20 protein-coding genes are annotated in these 21,175 nt (G+C 62.1%); 4 read left to right on the forward strand and 16 right to left on the reverse strand.

Features of this window, described 5'->3' with window-relative positions:
• Positions 1–94: 94 nt before the first annotated feature.
• Genes J7347_RS02035 through J7347_RS02045 form a run of 3 tightly spaced genes read right to left on the reverse strand, consistent with a single transcriptional unit; the run spans position 95 to position 2,239 of the window.
• Positions 95–751 carry a hypothetical protein gene (locus tag J7347_RS02035; protein ID WP_209160631.1) on the reverse strand — a complete coding sequence of 219 codons (657 nt, stop codon included), beginning with the start codon at positions 749–751 and terminating at the stop codon, positions 95–97.
• Between the two features lie 28 nt (positions 752–779).
• Positions 780–1,319 (reverse strand): RNA 2',3'-cyclic phosphodiesterase, encoded by a 540-nt coding sequence (thpR, locus tag J7347_RS02040; protein WP_209160632.1) that lies wholly within the window; start codon positions 1,317–1,319, stop codon positions 780–782.
• Between the two features lie 8 nt (positions 1,320–1,327).
• Complete coding sequence (locus J7347_RS02045) at positions 1,328–2,239, reverse strand: lysozyme (RefSeq protein ID WP_245173763.1); 912 nt, start codon at positions 2,237–2,239, stop codon at positions 1,328–1,330.
• Between the two features lie 223 nt (positions 2,240–2,462).
• On the opposite strand from J7347_RS02045, the gene J7347_RS02050 reads away from it, so the two are divergent.
• Complete coding sequence (locus tag J7347_RS02050; RefSeq protein WP_209160633.1) at positions 2,463–3,485, forward strand: hypothetical protein; 1,023 nt, start codon at positions 2,463–2,465, stop codon at positions 3,483–3,485.
• 21 nt (positions 3,486–3,506) lie between these two features.
• Here J7347_RS02050 and J7347_RS02055 read toward each other — a convergent pair whose 3' ends face one another.
• Positions 3,507–4,688 (reverse strand): GGDEF domain-containing protein, encoded by a 1,182-nt coding sequence (locus J7347_RS02055; RefSeq protein ID WP_209160634.1) that lies wholly within the window; start codon positions 4,686–4,688, stop codon positions 3,507–3,509.
• A 245-nt stretch (positions 4,689–4,933) separates the two neighbouring features.
• Here J7347_RS02055 and uvrA point away from each other — a divergent pair, with 245 nt between their 5' ends.
• Entirely contained in the window at positions 4,934–7,852 is a 2,919-nt protein-coding gene (gene uvrA / locus J7347_RS02060; protein WP_209160635.1) for an excinuclease ABC subunit UvrA, read from the forward strand.
• A gap of 26 nt (positions 7,853–7,878) precedes the next feature.
• Here uvrA and J7347_RS02065 read toward each other — a convergent pair whose 3' ends face one another.
• On the reverse strand, positions 7,879–10,407 hold the full coding sequence (locus J7347_RS02065) for a hypothetical protein (protein WP_209160636.1): 2,529 nt from the start codon (positions 10,405–10,407) through the stop codon (positions 7,879–7,881).
• A gap of 390 nt (positions 10,408–10,797) precedes the next feature.
• On the opposite strand from J7347_RS02065, the gene J7347_RS02070 reads away from it, so the two are divergent.
• Positions 10,798–11,304: a hypothetical protein gene (locus J7347_RS02070; RefSeq protein WP_209160637.1), complete on the forward strand. Its 507-nt coding sequence runs from the start codon at positions 10,798–10,800 to the stop codon at positions 11,302–11,304.
• Positions 11,305–11,323: 19 nt separating this feature from the next.
• Positions 11,324–12,316, forward strand: a complete 993-nt coding sequence (locus J7347_RS02075) for a hypothetical protein (RefSeq protein ID WP_209160638.1) — start codon at positions 11,324–11,326, stop codon at positions 12,314–12,316.
• Here J7347_RS02075 and J7347_RS02080 read toward each other — a convergent pair.
• The 11 genes from J7347_RS02080 to rlmN all read right to left on the reverse strand — a co-directional run bounded on the left by J7347_RS02080 (position 12,240) and on the right by rlmN (position 21,017).
• Positions 12,240–12,740 (reverse strand): septal ring lytic transglycosylase RlpA family protein, encoded by a 501-nt coding sequence (locus J7347_RS02080; protein ID WP_209160639.1) that lies wholly within the window; start codon positions 12,738–12,740, stop codon positions 12,240–12,242. The two genes, J7347_RS02075 and J7347_RS02080, sit on opposite strands and share 77 nt — an antisense overlap.
• Before the next feature lie 178 nt (positions 12,741–12,918).
• On the reverse strand, positions 12,919–14,151 hold the full coding sequence (locus tag J7347_RS02085; RefSeq protein ID WP_209160640.1) for an argininosuccinate synthase: 1,233 nt from the start codon (positions 14,149–14,151) through the stop codon (positions 12,919–12,921).
• A 148-nt stretch (positions 14,152–14,299) separates the two neighbouring features.
• Positions 14,300–14,563 carry a DksA/TraR family C4-type zinc finger protein gene (locus tag J7347_RS02090; RefSeq protein WP_067680422.1) on the reverse strand — a complete coding sequence of 88 codons (264 nt, stop codon included), beginning with the start codon at positions 14,561–14,563 and terminating at the stop codon, positions 14,300–14,302.
• 89 nt (positions 14,564–14,652) lie between these two features.
• Positions 14,653–15,390, reverse strand: coding sequence for a molybdopterin-binding protein (locus J7347_RS02095; protein WP_067680425.1), 738 nt, complete (start codon positions 15,388–15,390; stop codon positions 14,653–14,655).
• The gene (locus J7347_RS02100; RefSeq protein ID WP_209160641.1) at positions 15,387–16,064 is read right to left on the reverse strand and encodes a cytochrome b/b6 domain-containing protein; all 678 of its coding nucleotides are present in this window, start codon (positions 16,062–16,064) and stop codon (positions 15,387–15,389) included. Before J7347_RS02100 ends, J7347_RS02095 begins: the two co-directional genes overlap by 4 nt.
• Positions 16,061–16,822: an SDR family oxidoreductase gene (locus J7347_RS02105; protein ID WP_245173764.1), complete on the reverse strand. Its 762-nt coding sequence runs from the start codon at positions 16,820–16,822 to the stop codon at positions 16,061–16,063. The genes J7347_RS02100 and J7347_RS02105 overlap by 4 nt, the downstream gene beginning before the upstream one ends.
• Before the next feature lie 132 nt (positions 16,823–16,954).
• Positions 16,955–17,365 (reverse strand): glycine zipper 2TM domain-containing protein, encoded by a 411-nt coding sequence (locus tag J7347_RS02110; protein WP_067680433.1) that lies wholly within the window; start codon positions 17,363–17,365, stop codon positions 16,955–16,957.
• A 131-nt stretch (positions 17,366–17,496) separates the two neighbouring features.
• Positions 17,497–18,147, reverse strand: a complete 651-nt coding sequence (locus J7347_RS02115) for an MOSC domain-containing protein (protein WP_209160643.1) — start codon at positions 18,145–18,147, stop codon at positions 17,497–17,499.
• Complete coding sequence (locus tag J7347_RS02120) at positions 18,144–18,749, reverse strand: class I SAM-dependent methyltransferase (protein ID WP_209161190.1); 606 nt, start codon at positions 18,747–18,749, stop codon at positions 18,144–18,146. Before J7347_RS02120 ends, J7347_RS02115 begins: the two co-directional genes overlap by 4 nt.
• Positions 18,750–18,751: 2 nt before the next feature.
• Positions 18,752–19,765 carry a septation protein IspZ gene (locus J7347_RS02125; protein WP_209160644.1) on the reverse strand — a complete coding sequence of 338 codons (1,014 nt, stop codon included), beginning with the start codon at positions 19,763–19,765 and terminating at the stop codon, positions 18,752–18,754.
• A gap of 4 nt (positions 19,766–19,769) precedes the next feature.
• Positions 19,770–21,017 carry a 23S rRNA (adenine(2503)-C(2))-methyltransferase RlmN gene (rlmN, locus tag J7347_RS02130; protein ID WP_209160645.1) on the reverse strand — a complete coding sequence of 416 codons (1,248 nt, stop codon included), beginning with the start codon at positions 21,015–21,017 and terminating at the stop codon, positions 19,770–19,772.
• Positions 21,018–21,175: the final 158 nt, after the last annotated feature.

Genomic DNA, 21,175 nt, shown 5'->3' on the forward strand with positions numbered 1-21,175 from the left:
CGGATCGCGGAGGCGAGGATGGTTACGTTTGTATCTGATCGCGCTTGAACAGCGGATTGATGGCGATTGCAAGCGTGCGGACGAGCGGAGCGGTTCACAAATCGGGGACGGGTTCGCCCTGGCGGTCCTGCGCCTTGCGCCGCGCCGCGCCTGCCGCCTCGTCCAGCGCCTGGCGATTGACGGTGACGAGCCGGGGGCGTCCGCCAGCCTTGTCCACCACCAGCCAGATCGATCCCAGCTCGAAGAACCCGCCGCGTTCCGGGACCACGGTCATTCTCGACAGATCGAGGCGTTCGATCGCGCCGATCAGGCGGGCGTCGAACACCTCGTCGTAAAGCGCGTCGATCTGGTCGTCGTCCAGTTCGACCTGCTCGCCATCGCGGTCGATATAGAGCAGCGGCAGGCCTAATTGTTCGAGCATGCGCGCCTTGTCGCCCGAGCGGGCCGCGGCGCGCAGCGCATCGATCGCGGCCTGGAACTGGCTGGCGCTGGTATTGGTCGCACAGGAGATCGCGCCGCCATCGACCAGATCGTTGGCGCGATCGAATTCGATGTCGCGGCTTTGCTGGTTCGACCAGACCATCAGCAGGCAGTCTTCCGGCTCCTCGTTCATGGCATCGAGTAGCGAAGCATCGGCGCCGCCCCCCGATTGCGCACGCATCGCCATCGCATGTTCGGCATTCTCCCCGTCGGGAACGGGCGAGCAGGCCATGGCGAAAGTGGAAAGAAGAAGGAGCAGATATTTCGGCATCGGGACGGTAGCAATCGCAGGAGGGGTTTCAGCGGGTCAGAGCATAACGCCTGACGGGTTCGTAGAGTGCGCCGGCGGCACTTAGGTGACTTTCGAACAGAGTAAATCCATCGACGATCCAGGGTTGGCTGGCGAGATCGCCATGCTCAGAGATCCAGGGGCCGATCGGCGCTGTGCCGCCGTTGAGGCGCGCGATGGTGATGTGCGGTGCGAACTTTCGCGTTTCGGGAGCAAGCCCGGCTCGGCGGCAGGCCATTTCGACCCGGCTCTGCAATTGTCGCAACGCCTCGCTCTCGCCGAGACCGGCCCATAAAGTATGCGCCCGGCCCTTGCGCTCGAAATGCCCGATCCCGGCCAGCGAGAGCGGGAAGGGATCGCCGTGAACGCTCGCCAGCGCTGCGACCAGATCGTCGGCCTGGCGCGCATCCACTTCGCCGACGAAGCGCAGAGTGACATGCAATTGGTCGTCATCCTGCCAGCGCGCGCCGTCCAGCGCTTCCATCCGGTCGATCAGCATGTCGCGGATCGGGGGAGGGGGCCGGATGCCGACGAAGAGGCGATGGCTCACGAATTGCCTCAGACGGTGGAGCGGGCGGCGCTTTCGCGCGGATCCTCATAGGACGCCTCGCTGAACATCTTTTCCCGGCGCTCGGACCGGAACTCCAGACCGCGCGCGACTTGTCCGGCGGCGTGGGTGTAATTCAGCTCGGCCGCAATTGCATCGTAGTCACGCGCCTGAATGGCAGCGTTGAGGCGGGGGCTTTCGTCTTCGGCGACATTGCCCGGACCCACATTGTAGACGAGATCGACCAGCGCATCGAATTCGTGCTGATAAAGCGGCAGGTCTCCGACGAGTTCGCGCACATGGCGCTCCGCGTCGGCCAGATCGATTTCGAGAAATTCGAGGATCTGCTGCTTCGATACGCGGTCGCCGACCCGCAAGCCGTCCTGGGGGTCGATCAGATGACCGACGCCGACCGTGGGGTAGCCTGCGACATCGCGATAGACGATGTACCGCACGCCCTCTTCTTCGATCAGCGCGCGCTTGAATTCGGCACTGGTCCCGATCTTGTGCGCGGCGAGCCGCGACTGGGTCGGGTCTTCGAACACTTCGTGCGTATCGGCCGTGCCGCCGAAGGGGCGGCTTGGCCCGAACGGATTGGTGAATGCGGCAAGACCGACGGCGCCTGCGGTCAACATGGCCGTCGCGGCTTTGCGCGAGGACTTGCTTGGCTTCACGCCGAAGACCTTGCTGGCCGCGCGCCGGGCGCGGGACAGATCGTTGCGCTGCTGTTGTTCGATCCGGCGTTCGCGTTCGCGCCGCGCGGCGGCGAAACGTCTGTCCGCTTCGGGCACGCGGTTCGTCGGCAGACCGTCGAGCGGCATGTCGAGATCCTGTAGCATCCGGCGGACCCGATCGGCGGAATCGGACGGCGTGCGCGATGGCTTTTGCCTGTCGGGCGCGCTATGGCTGGGAATGGCGGACATGGGCTTGGGGTGCTCCGAAAACGTTCTGAGTTCGGGAGCCTAGATACGAACGGCTGATGCGACGGTTTCGTCGCTCGGCACGAACATTAGGCCCCCTGTATACCTGATCAACGGGTGAAAGGGGTCGAAGGTCCTCGCTTCACCGTTGTTCGACCACGCTTCGGGGGTGAGCGGCTTCGAAAGCACTCTTGCGCGCCGTTTCAGCCGCGCTAGGCAGGCCGATATGAGCAATCCCGCCCTCGAAGCCGCCGAAATCGCTCGCGATCCGAGCTGGATCCCGCACCGGATCGACTGGACGCAGAACCGGATGCAGTTCCTCAAACTGGAACGATCATCCCTCGGCGATGCGGGGTTTCTCGCCGATCGCGAGCCGAGCGGTCCGCAAGGCGAGGCATGGCTTGCGCTCGACCGTGTCGCGGCAATGCAGCCCGAAACCGGCCCGATCCATTTCATCTTCCACACCGCCTTTTGCCGGTCGACCCTGCTGGCGCGCGCGCTAGATCGACCGGGTGCGATGGCGAGCCTGAACGAACCGCATATCCTGGCCGCTCTGGCGGGGGCGGGTGTGGAACCGGGCCGGCCGGGCGCGGCGCTGCTCGCGCCGGTGCTGAAACTGCTGGCCCGCAGCTTTCCCGGCGAAAGCGCCGTGGTGGTCAAGCCGACCAATCATGCCAATGCGCTGATCCCGGCGATACTGACCGCTCTGCCGCAGGCGCGCGCTGTGCTGATGACCAATCCGCTGCCATCTTTCCTGGCGGCAGTCATCCGCAAGGGCATGATGGGGCGGCGCTGGGGGCGGCTTCTCTATCTCGAAATGCAATCCTATGCCGGCATGGATCTGGGCATGGACGGGCGCGAACAATTCGCGATGACCGATCTTCAGGCGGCGGCGCTCGCCTGGTTTCTGGCGCAACGCTGGTTTGCCCTCCAGCAGCAGCGTTTCGGAGAGCGGCTGGCCGTGCTGGATGGCGATGTGTTCGGCAGGGAGAAGGCACGCACGCTCAGCGCCGTGTCCAAGCATTTGGGAATCGCAATGGAAGAGGGCACCGCCGAGACAATCGCCACCGGCAAGCTCTTTACCAGCCACGCGAAATCGGGTGAGGATTTCGCCGCGAAGGAAGCGGCGGATGCGGCCCGCTCGCGCAGTGCCGTCACCGAAGAGGAGATCGCGCAGGTCGGCCAGTGGATCGGCATGATCGCGCAGCAGGCCGGGCTGGACGTGCCGCGCCCCCAGACGCTGTTCTAGCTCGCCATCCTGGCGACCACCTCAGGCAGCCGCGCGCTCCACGCGATTGCGGCCCGCCGCCTTGGCGCGATAGGTTGCCCTGTCGGCGCGCGCGAGGACTTCGTCGAGATCGTCGCGGGCTGCCCATTCCCCGACACCGATCGAGGCCGAGGTCTTAAGCTCGGCATGGGGCATTCCGGCGGACAGGCCCGCAATCGCGAAGCGGATCTGCTCGGCCACGCTGGCGGTCCGTTCCATGTCGTCGATGTCCAGGATCATGACGAATTCCTCGCCTCCGGTCCGCGCCGCGCAATGGTCGTCGCCGTCCAGCCCCGATACCACGTCGCGCAAGGCCGCACCCACCCGTTCCAAGACCAGATCGCCGGTCGCATGACCGAACGTGTCGTTGATCGCCTTGAAGTGGTCGAGATCGATCGTCAGCACATGTCGTGTCCGGTCGGGATCGAGCTTTTCGGCGAAACGGAAGAACGAGCGGCGGTTCATAAGGCCGGTGAGGTGATCGCGATACGCCAATTGCTCGACCTCGCGTAGCGATGCTTCCAGGCGCTGCGTCAGCATACGGTTCGTCACCAGCGTCCGCGCGGTTTCTTCCTGGCGATTGGTGGCGGCAAAGGCATAAGCGAGAAAGACCAGGAACAGCGCGTCGATCGCCATCAGGCTGCCCCAATCGTGGCTATCCGGCGGGTCGAGAAACAACAGCGCCGTGGCAGTCACCTGAAATCCAACCGCAAAGGTCAAGGCCAGGATCGGGACCGGGGCCAGCATGCTGACGATGATCGTGATCCCGGCCACCAGCGCGCCGAAAATCAACAGCGCCGCAGGGTGGTTCAGCGATACGTCGAACAGGGGAGGGAGCATGCTTGCCCAGCTGGCACCGCCCACGACAAGCGCGACGGCGACCGGACGGATCGCTTCCGACCCCGTGCCGCCCGCCGCCAGAGTGGCGCGGGCGCGCTTGAAACTGAAATGGGTAAGCGGGCTGGCGATGAAACGGCTCAAGAGCGGGATTGCGAAGGCGTTCGGATCGTCGAGCTGGAAGACCGCGAAGACCATCATCAGCCAGCATACCGCATTGGCGATCTGCGCTTTTTTCTCGATTTCGAGCACCAGGCTCAGTTTCTGACGCCGGACCGCGCGCTCGCTGATTGGCACCGATTGATCGGTGGAGGTGCCATTCGGCAAAGTCTGCGCTTCGTCTGCCATCCCGGTCTCCCTCCGCGATTTGCTCTTCGTTTACACCCGGACCGAGGTCGCTCTTTTTTTGGCGGAAACGAGACGATCCTAAGGCAATAAAGGTTAACGGTACGTTCGCAAATTGCGCAACACCCTTAAATTCACCGCGATCCTACCCAGATGGGACCGATGCGAGCCGCTCGACCGTTAGGGTTTTCGACGCGCGCTAAGCCTCGCCTTGACGATAACGAACATTTGCGGAACACGCCCGACCCATGGCTCTTACCAAAATCTCCGTGCGCGGTGCGCGCGAACACAATCTCAAGGGTGTGGACATCGATCTGCCGCGCGATGCGCTGATCGTGATCACCGGACTTTCGGGCTCGGGCAAGTCCAGCCTCGCCTTCGATACGATCTATGCGGAAGGTCAGCGGCGCTATGTGGAATCGCTCAGCGCCTATGCGCGGCAATTCCTCGAAATGATGCAGAAGCCCGATGTCGAACATATCGACGGGCTGTCTCCGGCGATCTCGATCGAACAGAAGACGACGAGCCGCAATCCGCGCTCGACCGTGGCGACCGTGACAGAGATCTACGATTACATGCGCCTGTTGTGGGCGCGTGTCGGGGTGCCCTATTCGCCCGCCACCGGCCTCCCGATCGAGGCACAGACGGTGTCGAACATGGTCGATCGTGTGATGGCCCTGCCCGAAGGCACGCGGCTCTATCTGCTCGCCCCGGTGGTGCGCGGGCGCAAGGGCGAATACCGCCGCGAGCTTGCCGAATGGCAGAAGGCGGGCTTCACCCGCGTGCGCATCGACGGCGAGATGTACCCGATCGAGGAAGCACCCGCGCTCGACAAGAAATTCAAGCACGACGTCGAAGTCGTGGTCGATCGCCTGGCGGTGAAGGAGGGCATCGAAACGCGGCTCGCCGACAGTTTCGAACAGGCGCTGCGGCTCGCCGACGGGCTGGCCTATGTCGACCTGGCCGATGGCGTGGTGCCGGGGCGCGAGAATGAAGGTGAGGGTGGGGGTGCGATGAAGGGTGCGGGCCTGCCCGCCAATCGCATCGTCTTCTCCGAAAAATTCGCCTGTCCGGTCAGCGGTTTCACCATCGAAGAGGTCGAGCCGCGCCTGTTCAGCTTCAACGCGCCGCAGGGTGCCTGCCCGACCTGCGACGGGATCGGCGAGAAGCAATTGTTCGATCCGCAGCTTGTCGTTCCTAACGAGGCTTTGACCCTGAAGAAGGGCGCGGTGGTGCCGTGGGCGAAGTCCAACCCGCCATCGCCCTATTACATGCAGGTGCTCGCCAGCCTTGCGAAGGAATACGAGTTCAGCCTCGAAACCCCGTGGGAGGATTTCGACAAGGAAATCCGCGACATCATTCTGTTCGGGACCAAGGGGCGCGCCATCCCGCTCACCTTCAAGGACGGGCGCAAGAGCTACACGGTCAAGAAGGCCTTCGAAGGCGTGATCGGCAATCTGAACCGCCGCCTGCTCCAGACCGAAAGCGCCTGGATGCGCGAGGAGCTGTCCAAGTTCCAGACCGCGCAGCCGTGCGAGACCTGCAACGGCAAGCGCCTCAACGAAAAGGCGCTGGCGGTGAAGATCCCGGGGCCTTCGGGAGTGACGGACATCGCCACCCCCACCAAGATGAGCGTCGCCGATGCCAAGGCCTGGTTCCTCGGCCTGCCCGAGCATCTGAACGACCAGCAGTCGCAGATCGCCAAGGCCATCCTCAAGGAAATCAACGAGCGTCTGGGCTTCCTCGACAATGTCGGGCTCGATTACCTGAATCTCGACCGGACCAGCGGCACGCTGTCGGGCGGGGAGAGCCAGCGCATCCGCCTCGCTTCTCAGATCGGCAGCGGGCTGTCGGGCGTGCTCTACGTGCTCGACGAGCCCAGCATCGGCCTGCACCAGCGCGACAACGACCGGCTGCTGGAAACCCTCAAGCGCCTGCGCGATCTCGGCAACACGGTGATCGTGGTGGAGCATGACGAGGATGCGATCCGCGCCGCGGACTACGTCGTCGATCTCGGCCCCGGCGCAGGCGTGCGCGGGGGCGAGGTGGTGGCCGAAGGCACGCTGAAGCAGGTGCTCAAATCCAAGAAATCGCTCACCGCAGACTACCTTACCGGGCGGCGCGAGATCGCGGTGCCCGGGGAACGCCGCAAGGGCAATGGCAAGCAAATCACCGTCCATGGCGCCCGCGCGAACAATCTGAACGACGTCACCGCCTCGATCCCGCTCGGCACCTTCACCTGCGTCACCGGCGTATCGGGCTCCGGCAAGTCGAGCTTCACCATCGACACGCTCTACGCCGCCGCCGCGCGCACCTTGAACGGCGCGCGCATCGTGGCGGGCGCGCACGACAAGGTCACCGGCCTCGACCATTGCGACAAGGTGATCGAGATCGACCAGTCCCCGATCGGCCGCACGCCGCGATCGAACCCCGCCACCTATACCGGCGCCTTCACCCAGATCCGCGACTGGTTCGCCGGCCTCCCCGAAGCGCAGGCGCGCGGCTACAAGCCGGGCCGCTTCAGCTTCAACGTCAAGGGTGGCCGGTGCGAAGCGTGCCAAGGCGACGGCCTGATCAAGATCGAGATGCACTTCCTGCCCGACGTCTACGTCACCTGCGAGGAATGCGACGGCAAGCGCTACAACCGCGAAACGCTGGAGGTGAAGTTCAAGGGCCACTCCATCGCCGACGTGCTCGACATGACGGTGGAGGATGCGGAAACCTTCTTCGAAAACGTCCCCCCAATCCGCGATAAAATGCACATGCTGAACGAGGTGGGGCTGGGCTACGTCAAGGTCGGCCAGCAGGCGACCACGCTATCGGGCGGCGAGGCGCAGCGGGTGAAGCTCGCCAAGGAACTGTCCCGCCGCAGCACCGGACAGACGCTCTACATCCTCGACGAGCCGACCACCGGGCTGCATTTCGAGGATGTGCGCAAGCTCCTCGAAGTGCTGCACCGGCTGGTGGACCAGGGCAATTCCGTGGTGGTGATCGAGCACAATCTGGATGTCATCAAGACGGCGGATTATCTGCTCGACCTGGGGCCGGGCGGCGGCGTGCGCGGAGGCGAGATCGTGGCCGAAGGCACGCCGGAAGAGGTTGCGCGTGAGGAGCGGAGTTTTACGGGTGCCTATCTCAAAACCATGCTAGCGAAAAGTACGCGGTGACAGCGAACGCCCAAAAGGTAAAAAGCTCAAGCACGTTCTACCTTCGTGACATTAAATGCTTCTTTCCGACCATCGCTCTTGGTTCGTACCGAAAATTCGACGGGTTTGTTTTCATTCAACCAGATCCAGACGTCCGGACTAGTATTAGCGGCGGCAATGAAAAACTCTCTGCCGGTGCTGTCCAGAAGAAAGCCAAAGCTTTCCCTTCGTCCACGAGCCTTCAAACTCCCAATAAACACGCCATCCTCCAAGCCGAATTCATTAGCGTGAACGATATTTTTATCGATCCATGCGGCAAGTTCTACAGCGCTAGTATTATCAATACGCGACTCAAGGCGGAGTGTTCTAACTGACGGTTCTATTTTAAGAACATGATCCACAATTACGTTGTCAAAAAATCGAAGATCCGATTCTTTAAGGTAATCCAGCATCTTTCCGCAGAGTTCATTAGCGCGAAGCATTGCGCTGTTTCTTACAAAATAGTCAATGCGGCGCTGAAAATACTGGATCCAAAGGTCAATAATTAAAATCGCTTCTTTCATAGAGTCGCCGGATAATTCTTCAGCTCTGACAAGATAGTTTTCAGCGATGTCAAAGTTGGTGCGGCGCATTTCACAACGTGCAGCTTCTCTCAATACGGGCGAAGCCTCTGGGTCAATTTCTAGCGCTTTAGCAAACTCGATGGCAGCTCTTTCAGTGTCGTCTGACCTCGCAAGCATTCCAGCGAAAAAGAAGTGAAGTTGAGGCTGACTTTCGCCATACTCAAGCGCGGCCTCATAGGCATCAACTGATCGGGGTATATCCGACCAAGTGAATGCCGCGAATGCTTCGAATCTGTAAACTTCGAAATAACCTGGATCGGTTAGTTTAAGTGCTGATATTCCTTCTTCAACATCAGACCAAGCGCCCCTGTGAAGCTTTTTAACTAGCCGACGAATTCGCTCCGCAGCAACTGACTCGCCGTGAGTTCTAACAACTAAGTTGGTCGGCTCGTATTTGTTAAATTTTTGTTTAGCTCGACTAGATTCAAAGTTCGCTTTTATCTTTTGGTATTTCTTCAGGTAAGTACTCAAAAGATCTCGGTCTGGCTTCAAAATCCTTATTACGTACGTTCTGACGAAAGGACGCAATCGGAAAACCCGCTCCGAATTCGGCAGGTCTTTAACATCGACCAAGGTATAGCGAGATAGTTCCGCAAGGCCGTCTTCAGTCCTCTGTGGATTGTGCTCTCCGATGGCGACGATAACTGAAGGTGATAGGCCGTCCGAAATCGATGCCAAAATGTCGACGACATCTCTGGCACTGTCTGAAAGGCGATTCATGACGTTTTCTAAGCAAAACTGAACAGCATCTTTAGGGTCTGCCAGAATTCTCTCTGGAGATGCGCCGCTTTTAACACCCAACGCAAACCATTTCAAAAGCAATGGTTTGCAAGCTAGTCTACGGGCAATGGAGCGCAAATCGGCATTCGACTTCGCCTCAATACTCTTGAGACTATGTGCTCTAATTAGGGACCGAAGGTACCGGAGACCCTCAGCCTCCGAAAACTCTGCAACCGATATGGGTAGATCGCCGGAAATTGGTACGCGCGAGGTAAGAACCAGTTTGCTTTCACCAGGTACATTTTGGACGAGCTTTTCGATATGTGGACCTGTCACCGTTTCAAGGTTGTCAATAATTAGCAAAATTTTGTTCTCAGCCAAAAGCTTCATAAGACCAGAAAACGGGTCAATTGCCTCGTCTCCATACGTCGCTATTTCGCTTACTATAGATAATGAATCAACGTACGCCGATTCGATTTCTTGAATCCCTTTGGATGTCAAGGATGATGTCTTTGCAGAGTACCAAAGTACTAAATCGAAGGTGTGATCGTCGGATTCGACGAGATTCCAAACCGTCTGAAGTGTCAAAGCTGTCTTGCCATTTCCGCCGTCGCCTTGAACAGTAATTACAGGATATCGACCCAGTATCCTCTGTTTTAATTCTCGCTCGAGATCGGGGCGTTTTAAAAATCCAGTATCCTCATAGTCTGGAATAGGCAGATTGTGGAGAACACCAAAATCGGTTGGGTCATCCAAAAGACTGATTGACTTAGACCATACGCGTTCTGGATTTTGATTGTATTCGGAATAAGATCTGGAGAGGATTGGCCAGAACCCCGGTCGACGAAGCAAATCTTGAGCGAAAGAAAACCCCAAGCTGTACTCGTCTATTGTAAGTGGGCGGCCATGCATTATCGCATTTCTGACCGGCAAAGCCTGTCCAATATCATCTCTTATAGATTTCAGATAAGGAACATAATCCTCTCGAAGATTAGAAGAATTTCGAAGAAGGATATCGTATTTCTGCCCTAAGTCTAGTCCATAGACGAGATCAAAGGGGTCATCGGGGTCAAGATTGCCCTCCAGCCTACGAATAAGAATACTTTTTGCCTTTTGCATCTCATTGTCAGTAAGATTCAATTCATCCGGCGGGATCGCACGTAAGGATTCTACTAGGTCGTTTTCGATTGAGTCGAACAAAACGTAGAGGGCAATTCTCTGTAGGCTGGGCAAAGATTTTCTCCTATCTCGCCAAACAGTTCGACATGCCGGCGATTATTGAAGTTCACATGCCTTTTCTACATAGATTGTCGGACCAATCAACAATGCGGTAACGTGGAATTTTCAAGGCTAAGAATGCGCCTACACTGGTTGATTTTGGCCTGACAAAGAGCTGGCTTCTAGCTCAATCCCGGTCTCTACGGTCAGTAGTTAGGCGAGCTTTTTTTCTTCCCTTTTCGACGAGGTTGGATGGCGCATTGGCATTCAAGGCGGGGCAGGCAGAGGTTCTGATATCCCCTACCATTAGTATGCTCGCATACTCACGACGGTAAAACCCCTGTCCTACAGCCCCCCAAATGGCATACCTGCCTCGGTTCCTTTCCTCACACGGAGCATGGAACCATGGCCGACACACCCGAAATGCCGAAGATCCTCGCCGACAATCCCGCTGCCGCGCAGCGCTATCTGCGGATGGTCGCGGCGGTGGGTGGGGTGCCCGATGTGGGCGATGTGGTGGACGATCTCGTCCTGGAAGCGCTCTATGGCCCGTACGAGGAGGTCGATCCCGACAATCCGAACTTCGTCCGCTGGCGATATCCGGAGGTGGAGGAGGGCGCGCTTGCGGAGCTTCCCTCCGGCGCCTCCCCCGACAGCGAGGTGGAGGCGCAGGACTACGGCCAGGATGACAGGCCCCGGCATGGCGTGCCGACGCAGGACTGGCTCTCGCGCGGGTTGAAGCATCCGGCGGGGGCGGGGGTGGGAGGCGGCCCCGGATGGCGGCGGCGCGCCGAGTCTGCCCGCCGCCCGGCCCCGTGCATCAAATGGCGGATTGCCTGCAGAACTGCCCTCCCATACTTCCGCGCTCGATCCGGCGCAGCAGGCGCGACCCTTTTGCGAGGTGGAGTATGAGGCGGGCTTTCGCGGCGGGATGGGTGGGGCTGGCGGGTCGCGCGCATCCGCCTTTCCCGCCGGATGGCAGCCCGGCGATCCGCCGCTCGCCTACGCGCTCGAAGCGCCCGATCCCTATTGCGCGCCCTATTCCGAGCCCCCTTCAAAACTTTTGCCGGATGAGGAGGGGGACGGGATGCCGGCACGCTGGGCCACGGTGAGCGCGCCTCCGGCGGCCAAGTTCGATGCGTCCGCCCGTGCGCGCTTCCTCGATGCGCTGGCCACCAGCGGCAATGTCCGCGCCAGTGCGGCGCGGGTCGGGGTCAGCCGCGAAACCGCCTATCGCGCGCGGCGGCGCTATCCCGATTTCGCGCAATTGTGGGACGCGGCGCTGGTGGAGGCGCGCGCGCATGCGGGGGGCGAGCTGGCGTCCTATGCGCTCGACGGCGTGCCGCAGCCGGTGCTGGTGCGGGGCGAGCTGGTCGCCACCTGGCGGCGGATCGATGCGCGCCTGCTGCTCGCCCATATGGCGCGGCTCGACCGGTTTGCGGAGGCCAATCCGCGCGCCGTCCACGCCGCGGCGCGGTTCGACGCGCTGCTCGCCGCGCATCTGGGGCAGGAGGCGGACGCGCTGATGGAGGAGACGGTGGAGGCGCGCTCCACGGCGGAGCGGGCATCGCTCGGAACCTTGCCGCCGACGCGCGAGGAGGTGATGCGCCACGCGGCGGGCGAAGCACTATGGGCCGGGGATGCGGGCGAGGATATGGGCGAAGACGGGGTGGACAGCGCCTCTGCCCGCGCGGGCGAGGCATGGGACCGGGCGGCCGAAGCGGGCCACGCGCTGGTCGATGCCGCGCTAGATGGGGCGGCGCCGGATGGGGCGGCGCTGAATGGAGCGGGCGATAAGGAAAGGGAGGCGGCGGGCCGGAACCGTGCCGCAAGTGTCAACCCCGCGGTCAGTCCAGCAGGGCGAGCTCCACCGTCCCGCTGCCGCGCTGGATCAGCCCAAGCTCGGTCGCAGCGGCGCGGCTGACGTCGAGAATGCGGTTGCCGTGGAAGGGTCCGCGATCGTTGATGCGGACGGTCACGGACTTGCCGTTGCGCGGATTGGTCACTTCGACCAGCGTGCCGAAGGGCAGGGTGCGGTGCGCCGCGGTCATCGCGTGCATGTCGAACTTTTCACCGCTGGCGGTGCGGCGGCCCTGGAACTTCGCGCCGTAATAGGATGCCGTGCCGCTACCGATGACGCGCGCGACCTGCGCTTCCTCGATCGGCGGATCGAACGTGTCGAGATCGACCGCGCCCGGTGCGGGAGCGGCCATCTGGGGCAGGGCGGCATGCGCGGTGAAGGTGGCGGCGAAATGCGCCTCGCTCACACGCTCGGCAGGCGTGGCGGCGGTGGCGGGGCTGGCGATAATTGCGGCCAGGGCAAAGGAACGAAATACGCGTTTGGACATTTAAGTGTCCTCCGTTGTTTCGCTCAGCCTGATAGCCGAGTGGAACGCGGGAGTCGTTTACGCGAGCGGAACCTGCCCCGATCTTGCCACACTTCGTCGTGGTTCAAGCGCGGCAAGCCCCGCGCGAGGCCTTTTTTCTCCGAACGAATCGATTGCGGGCACTGCGATCGCGCGCTCCTCAGGAGGCGGTTTCAGGCCCTCCGTCCCGCTGTGCGAGCAGGCGCAGACGCAGCGCGTTAAGCTTGATGAAGCCTTCCGCGTCCTTCTGATCGTAGGCGCCGGCATCGTCCTCGAAGGTGACATGCGCTTCGGAATAGAGCGAGTGCGGCGATTTGCGGCCGACCACCATCGCCTGCCCCTTGTAAAGCTTCAGCCGCACCGTGCCGTCGACCTTTTCCTGGCTGAGATCGATCGCCGCCTGCAGCATCAGCCGCTCGGGGCTGAACCACAACCCGTTATAGATCAGCTCCGCATAGCGCGGCATCAGCTCATCCTTAAGATGCGCGGCGCCGCGATCGAGCGTGATCTGTTCGATCCCGCGATGGGCACGGGAGTAGATTTCTCCACCCGGCGTTTCGTACATCCCGCGCGATTTCATACCGACGAAGCGGTTCTCGACCAGATCGAGCCGCCCGATCCCATGCTTGCGACCCAGATCGTTGAGCGCGGTGAGCAGCTCGGCGGGGCTCATTTTCTCACCGTTCAGCGCGGTCCCGTCACCCTTTTTGAAATCGATGGTGATGTATTCGGGCGTATCGGGCGCATCCTCGGGATGGTCGGTGCGCGAATAGACGTAATCCGGCGTTTCTTCCCACGGGTCTTCCAGCACCTTGCCTTCGGACGAGGTGTGGAGGAGGTTCGCATCGGTCGAAAACGGGCTTTCGCCGCGCTTGTCCTTGGGCACCTGGATCTGGTGCTGTTCCGCCCAGGCAATCAGGGCAGTGCGGCTGGTGAGGTTCCATTCGCGCCACGGGGCGATCACCTTGATGTCGGGTGCGAGCGCATAGGCGCTGAGTTCGAAGCGGACCTGATCGTTGCCCTTGCCGGTGGCGCCGTGAGCGATCGCATCGGCCCCGGTCTCGCGCGCAATTTCGACCAGACGCTTGGAGATCAGCGGCCGCGCGATGCTGGTGCCGAGCAGGTAATCGCCTTCGTAGCGGGCATTGGCGCGCATCATCGGGAAGACGAAATCGCGCACGAATTCCTCGCGCAGATCCTCGATGAAGATGTGCTTGTCCGGAATGCCCATCGCCCGTGCCTTTTCGCGCGCGGGCTCGATCTCCTCGCCCTGGCCGAGATCGGCAGTGAAGGTGACGACTTCGAGCCCGCGTTCGACCTTGAGCCACTTGGCGATCACGGACGTGTCGAGACCGCCCGAATAAGCGAGGACGACCTTCTTGATATCGGACATGGGTGGCACCTGTGGGATTGCGCGGGAATTGCGGGATGCGAAGAGCGGGGCTCTCGCGAGTCGCGCGGGTGCTAGCACCGTGACGTACAGGTGGGAAAATGGTTTTGGTGAAGGCGCGGATAGGCGCGGTAAGCCGGGGGCGCCAGCTTCAGCGCAGCTGGCTGTCCTTGCTGCCGCGCCGGTTGAAGCCGCTGCTGCGGGCCGAGGCATCTTGGCCGGACTGGCATTCGACGCAGCGCTTAACACCGGCAAGGGCGATGCGGCGCTTTTCGGGGATTTCCTCGCCGCATTCCACGCACCAGCGCTCGCTCTCGCCGCTGGGCATGCGCGCACGCGCGGCGCTGACCGCATCGGACACGGTGTCGTCGATCTGATCCTGCACCGCGCCATCGCGCGCCCATCCACCGGCCATTCCCGCGTCCTTTCAATTGGTTGCGAAGGTGTAAGGTGGGGTCGCGCACAGCTAAATGCAAGCCGCGCCTCTTCCCTCAGAGCTCCGCCTCAGATCCCGGCATACCATTGATAGCCGCGATCTTCCCAATATCCGCCATTGCCGCCGTAGAGATCGTCCAGGCTCGCCACCGCCTCGATCGCGGTCAGATATTTGGCGTGCTTATAGCCCAATTGCCGCTCGATCCGCATGCGCAGCGGCGCACCGTTCTTGATCGGAAGCGCCTCGCCATTGAGGCGATGGGCGATGATGGTCTGGGGGTGATACGCATCGATCAGATCGACGCTTTCGTAATAGCGCGCGCCCGACAGCTCGTCGGCACAGCGGAAGACGATATAGCGCGCTTCGGGCCGCAGCTTCGCGGCGTCGAGCAGGAGGGAGAGCTGCGGCCCTGTCCACTCGCCGATCGCGCTCCACCCTTCGACGCAATCGTGGCGCGTCACTTGCGTGCGCTGCGGCAGGCGGCGGATATTGTCGAGCGTCAGGCTGAGCGGGTTTTCGACGAGGCCGCGAACCTCCAGCCGCCAATCGGCGAACCCGGCCGCGGCTTGTGCCTGATAGTCGCCGTTCGTAGGATCGATCGAACCATTGCCGCGGAAGTAGGGGCTGATCGCACTGCGCGGATATTCAGGCACCAGCGCCTCGCGATCACGCAGGAAGCGATGCGCGGCCTTGTGCCAGCTCTCAGCAGCGGAAAGCAGCTTCGCACCCGGCGCGCTGTCCGCGATCTTGTTGCACCCGGCGAGGAATGCCGCGCCCGCCGCGACGAGGAAGTTGCGGCGTTTCATCGCGTATCCCTGCCTGTAATCATGCTGCGCAATTGCCAGATCGGGCCGGACAGGATCACCAGCAGGACGTGAACCACGAAGAAGCCGAAGAGGAGCGCGGCGAAGATGAAATGGAAACTGCGCGCCGATTGCCGCCCGCCCATCAGATCGACCATCCAGCCGAACGTCGGCTCCATGCCCGGACTGATCGCGATCCCGGTGAGCACCATTCCCGGCAGGATCACGCCGAGCACGAGGCCGTAGGTGATCTTCTGGAGGAAATTGTACTTGCCCTTGCCGTGATCGAAATCGAGCCTGAGATGCGCGGCGATGTCGGCCTTGATGTTGGCAGGACGCCATTCTTCGCGATTGGTGGCGATGTCGCGCTTGAAGTGGCGGTTCAGAAGCATCGCGACCCAGCCGAACAGAAGCGTCAGTGCGAACAACCACGCGGCGAGGATATGCCAGTCGCGCGCCACCGCGAGGCTGTAATATCCGGGGATCGTCATCCAGTCGGGAAAGCGCGGCACGGCGAGCCAGGCGTCTTTCGCCTCGAACCCCCACTCGCCCCAATAGAGATAGCGGTGCGCGTTCGAAATGGTGAGGCCCGACATGAAGAGGACCACCACGGCGACGAGGTTGCCCCAGTGCCAGATGCGAGTGGTCAGTGCGTGGCGCTTGGCCGGTTTGGTCATGACGCCGCCTTTTCGCGCGCCAGATAGATCACGTCGCGATCCTGATCGCACAGATGCTGCCCGCTATCGACAAACAGCGTCTGTCCGCTGGCGAGCCAGCCGTTGGAAAGGAACAGGGCAGCATCGGCGATCTCGTCCTTCCCCGTCTTGCGGCCGAGCAGATTGAGGCGGTGGCTGATTTCGGTCTCTTCCTCGTCCTGATCGTGACTGGCTAAGATGGCGCCGGGCGCCAGGCCGTAGATCCGATCCTCCGTTCGCCAGCCCGCCAGATCGCGGCCCTTGGTCAACATGGCGACGGTGGAGCCGAGCGCGTGCTTGCTCATCGTATAGCTGAAAAAATCGGGATTGGGATTGCGCAATTTCTGGTCGAGGACGTGGATCGCGCGGCGCCCACCAGCCGCCTTCGCGTGATTGAGAAAGGCCTGCGCCATCCGCGTCGGAGTGCGGGCGTTGATCTGCATGGTGCGGCGGCCTGTTTCGGGATCGAGGGCTTTCACATCGTCCGGCTCGAACACGCTGGCGCAGTTCACCAACACGCGCCAATCACTGAGGCGCTTGGCGAGATTTTCGACCATCGCGACCGAGGCGTCACCATCTTCGAGATCGCAGGTCACGGTCTCGGCACTGGGGAGGTCGGCAGCGAGTTTTTCGGCGGCATCTTCGGACTGGCCATAATGGATGACGACGTGCCAGCCGGCCTCGCCGAAGCGGCGGGCGATCGCGGCGCCGATGCGTTTGGCGCCGCCGGTCACGAGCATGCTTGGTCTGTCTCTATCGGCCATCTTCAGGCGACCATAGCGGGACGGCGGATAAAGAAAAGGCGCGTCTCCCTCCTGCTATAACGAGGAGGGACGACGCGCCTTTCTCTTGCTTGCAATGTCGAAAATCGATCAGCGGCAGCTGAGGCTCCCACGGTCGATTTCGCGTCCGATCAGCGCGCCGACCGCGCCGCCCAGGATCGCGCCCAGCGTCCGGTCGCCACGGCCCGCCAGTTCGTGTCCGGCCAGCGCGCCTACGCCCGCGCCGATCACGAGGCCGGTCGTGCCATTGTCGCGCTTGCAATAATAGCGCCCGTCATCGCCGCGCCACATGCGGTCGGAACGCGTGATGCGCTGCGGCTGCACGTAATAGCCTCGGCGGTCATAGCGCGAATTGTCATAGCGCGAATAGGCGGCGCGATCCTTGGCGCGCTTGCCGTGGGCGGGCGCCCAGGACGGCGGATCGGCGAGCGCCGGTGCGGCGGTTCCGATGCCAGTCACGGCCATGGTCGAAGCGGCAAAAGCCAGAGCGAGTTTTTTCATAGTCACGTCCTCACGACTGCGGTCTTGTCAATTACAGTGCGGACGTTTGCGAGTTCGGCCACAACCTCAGGTGAACGCAGCGTTGTCTTCGAAAATTCGCGACAGGCCGTGAGGATTTTAGTGACGAGACGTCACACCTCCAGCAATTCGCGCGCCTTTTCGCGCCATTGCGGGCAGAGTCGTTCCAGCCCGACGATAGCGCGCAGATCGTCCGGCATGGTCGATGCGGCAGGGTCGAACAGCGCAGCGAAGACCTGTGCGACGCTCCACTCCTCGTGGCCGCGCCCCACACGCTCGATCGCGTCGCCCGCTGCGGCCTCGCCTTCTTCCAGCACGCGATAATACCATCCGCAGGCATGGGTCTTGGGGATCTGGTTGATCATTCCCTTGCGACCGAAGCGGTGTTCGATCTTCCAGCAGGGCTGGCGCGGCTGGCTGATTTCGAGGAGCGCGGTGCCGATGCGAAACCGATCGCCGATGTGAACCGCGTCCTCGGTCCATCCGGTGGCGACGATGTTTTCGCCGAACGCTGCGGGTCGCTCCAAAAGCTTGTGACCGCCCAGAACATCGCGCCACATCGGATAGTGATCGTGCGGGTAATGGTGCACCGCCATTTCGGGCCCACCATGATGCTTGTGATCCGCCACCGCATCGCCCGCCACGCCGAGCCGACCGATCGCGACGCGGCCTTCGACCGGATGCTTGTCGATCGCGCTGCTCTCTTCCCCGCGAAAAGGTTTGGGCTGGCCGATGCAGATCGCGGTCAGGGTAGGAATGCTCATGAGCGATCTTCTACCCTGACCGTGAGCGCGATCCAATCGCGAACGGTGCCATCGGCGCCTTCGCCGCGAAACATATCGCTGGCGACGATTGCGAAGCCCGCATCGCGATAGGCGGCTTCGATCCATGCGGCGTCGGGAAAATTATGCAGCCGACCGAGCAGGCAGCGCCCTTCGCCGGAGCCGAGCTTGTAGCTGGCGTAATGCCAGCCCCCCGGCTTCAACGCGGTCCTAATCGCGGCGAGCACGCCGGGCAGGTCCGTGCGCGGAACATGGAGCAGGCAGGCATGCGCCCATACCGCATCATACGCCGAAACCGCATCCAGTTCGTCGAAGCGCATTACCCGCGCGCCGAGGTCGAAGCGTTCGTTCGCCTTTCGCACCATTGCGGGAACCCCGTCGGTCGCGTCCAGATCGAAGCCGCGTTCGACGATCCGCGCCCCGTCGCGCCCGCCGCCGCAGCCCAATTCTAGTATGCGGGCACCCGGTTCCAACCGGTCGAGAAAGGGATCGAGATGACGGCTGGGCGCCTGGCCGAAGCTCAGCGTGTAGCGCGGTGCCTGCGCCTGATAGAAAGCGAGCGTGGCGGGATCGCCTCCGCCCATCGTCACTCCGCCGGTTCCGGCTGCCGGTATGGCGGATAGGCATCGCGCCAGATTTTGCCTTGCGCATACTGAAAGACCAGCAGGATCAGGCCCATCGACACCACGAAATCGGCGAAAGTGCTGTAGAACAGCCAGACATCGGTCGAGGTGTAGAGGGCGACGAGGAGATTGAGGGCGGCCATGACCGCGCCCATCAGTCCCATGCCGATCCCCAGCCGCCCGGCATCGATACCGCGATAGGGGAGATAGTTCCTCAGCCGGATCGCCAGACCGTTTCCGCCGCGCAATCCGTCCGCCAGGAACAGGCCGGCACTGATCAGGCCGATCACTGTGGTGCGGTATTTCACCGCGTCGTCCGACTGGAACAGCAGGGCAAGACCTGCCGATGCAAGCATCAATGCGATCCCGAACAGCGCCAGCCCGCCGAGCAGGTCGATCTTCGTGATCCTCTGTGCGACGAGCAGCACCAGACCGAGACCCGCCCCGATGATGGCGGCGGTCGTCAGGTCGGTGTATTTGGCAATGACGAAGAAGAGCAGTCCCAGGATGATATCGACGGCGAGCGGGATGCGATTTCGTTTGAACGCGCCGAAATCGATGTCGGAATGCGCGCCGCCTGTCGCGTTTTGTTTGAACGCATCGCGCATCGACCCGTCTGTAAAGGCGGCCATCTGTTCGCGATATTTTTCCGGATAGGCGATGGCACGTCCGGGGTGGCTTTCATGGACCAGGCGGCCGTCCTGGCGAACCGCGATTCCCATATTGAGCGAGCTGATATAGCCCGCTTCGACCGCCAGCGCCGATCCATCGGGCAGCGTGGTTTCCAGCAGGTGATTTCTTATCGCGCCGGGCCCAATCGCGGGGGTCCAGTCCTCGGCGATCGGTCGCCCTTCCAGTTCGAGCGTGCTGAATAGCCCGTCCGTGCGCGAGCGAAGGGTGACGCGGCCGGACTGGCCAGCGAGCTTGAAGCGACGGCGATAGCGCCACATCGTCAGCCCGCCCCCCTTATCGGTCATGCGATCAAGCCTCGACGGTCTGCGCTTTTTCCGCCGCCTCGCGATCACGTTGCGCGCGGCTTTTCTTTTCCGCGGTGGTCTTCAGCTGGCCGCAGGCAGCATCGATGTCGCGGCCGCGCGGGGTGCGGACGGGTGCGCTGATGCCGCCTTCGAAGACGATGTTCGAAAACCGCTTGATCCGTTCCGGGGTCGAACATTCGTAAGGCGCGCCGCCCCAGGGATTGAAGGGGATCAGGTTCACCTTGGCGGGCAGGTCGTACTGGCGCAGCAGGCGGACGAGCTCGCGTGCATCCTCGTCGCTGTCATTCTTGTCCTTCAGCATTACGTATTCGAACGTGATGCGCCGCGCATTCGACGCACCGGGATAATCGGCGCAGGCCTGCAGCAATTCCTCGATACCGTATTTCTTGTTGATCGGCACGATCTCGTCGCGGACATCCTTGGTGACCGCGTGGAGCGATACGGCCAGATTGACGCCGATTTCCTCGCCGCAGCGCGCCATCATCGGCACCACGCCGCTGGTCGACAGAGTGATCCGGCGCTTCGACAGGGCAAGCCCGTCGCCATCCATCACGATCCGCAGCGCATCGCGGACATTGTCGAAATTATAGAGCGGCTCGCCCATGCCCATCATCACGATATTGGTGAGTAGGCGTCCGTCCGACGTGTAGGCGCTCTCGCTCTCCTCGCCCAGATCGTCCATCGCTCCCTTGGGCCATTCGCCCAGCGCATCGCGCGCCAGCATGACCTGGCCGACGATTTCGCCCGGCGTCAGATTGCGGACCAGGCGCATCGTGCCCGTATGACAGAAGCGGCAATTGAGCGTGCAGCCGACTTGGCTGGAAACGCACAGCGTTCCGCGATCCGCATCGGGGATGAAGACCATTTCGAATTCGTGGCCGTCATCGGTCTTGAGCAGCCATTTGCGCGTGCCGTCGGTGGAATGCTGCGCCTCGACCACGTCGGGCCGCCCGATCACGAAGCGTTCCGCGAGCCAGGGGCGCATCGTCTTGGCGATATCGGTCATCGCGTCGAAATCGGTGACGCCGCGGAGATAGAGCCAGTGGAACACCTGCTTGGCGCGCAGCTTCGCCTGTTTCGCGTCGAGCCCGGCTTCGGCGAACAGGTCGCGGATCCGCTCGCGCGGCAGGCCGAGCAGATCGGTGCGGCCATCGGCACGCGGGGTGATGTCGCGTGCGACGGGAACCGGGTCCACTTGCCCGGGGATGCTCATGAGGTTCGTATCGGCCATGGGAACCGCGCATATAGCGATGTCCGGACCAATTTGAAAGCGGCGGCAGGCGAGGGGTGCAAGGTGGCTCGGTAAGTCGGCGACTAGCGCTGGCGGGGCGACGCGACGGGTCGGACACCGTTAATCTGGCCGCAAGAATGTTTCAAATCTGCAACACT

The organism is Erythrobacter sp. A6_0 (genome assembly GCF_017744235.1).
Taxonomy (GTDB): Bacteria; Pseudomonadota; Alphaproteobacteria; order Sphingomonadales; family Sphingomonadaceae; genus Qipengyuania.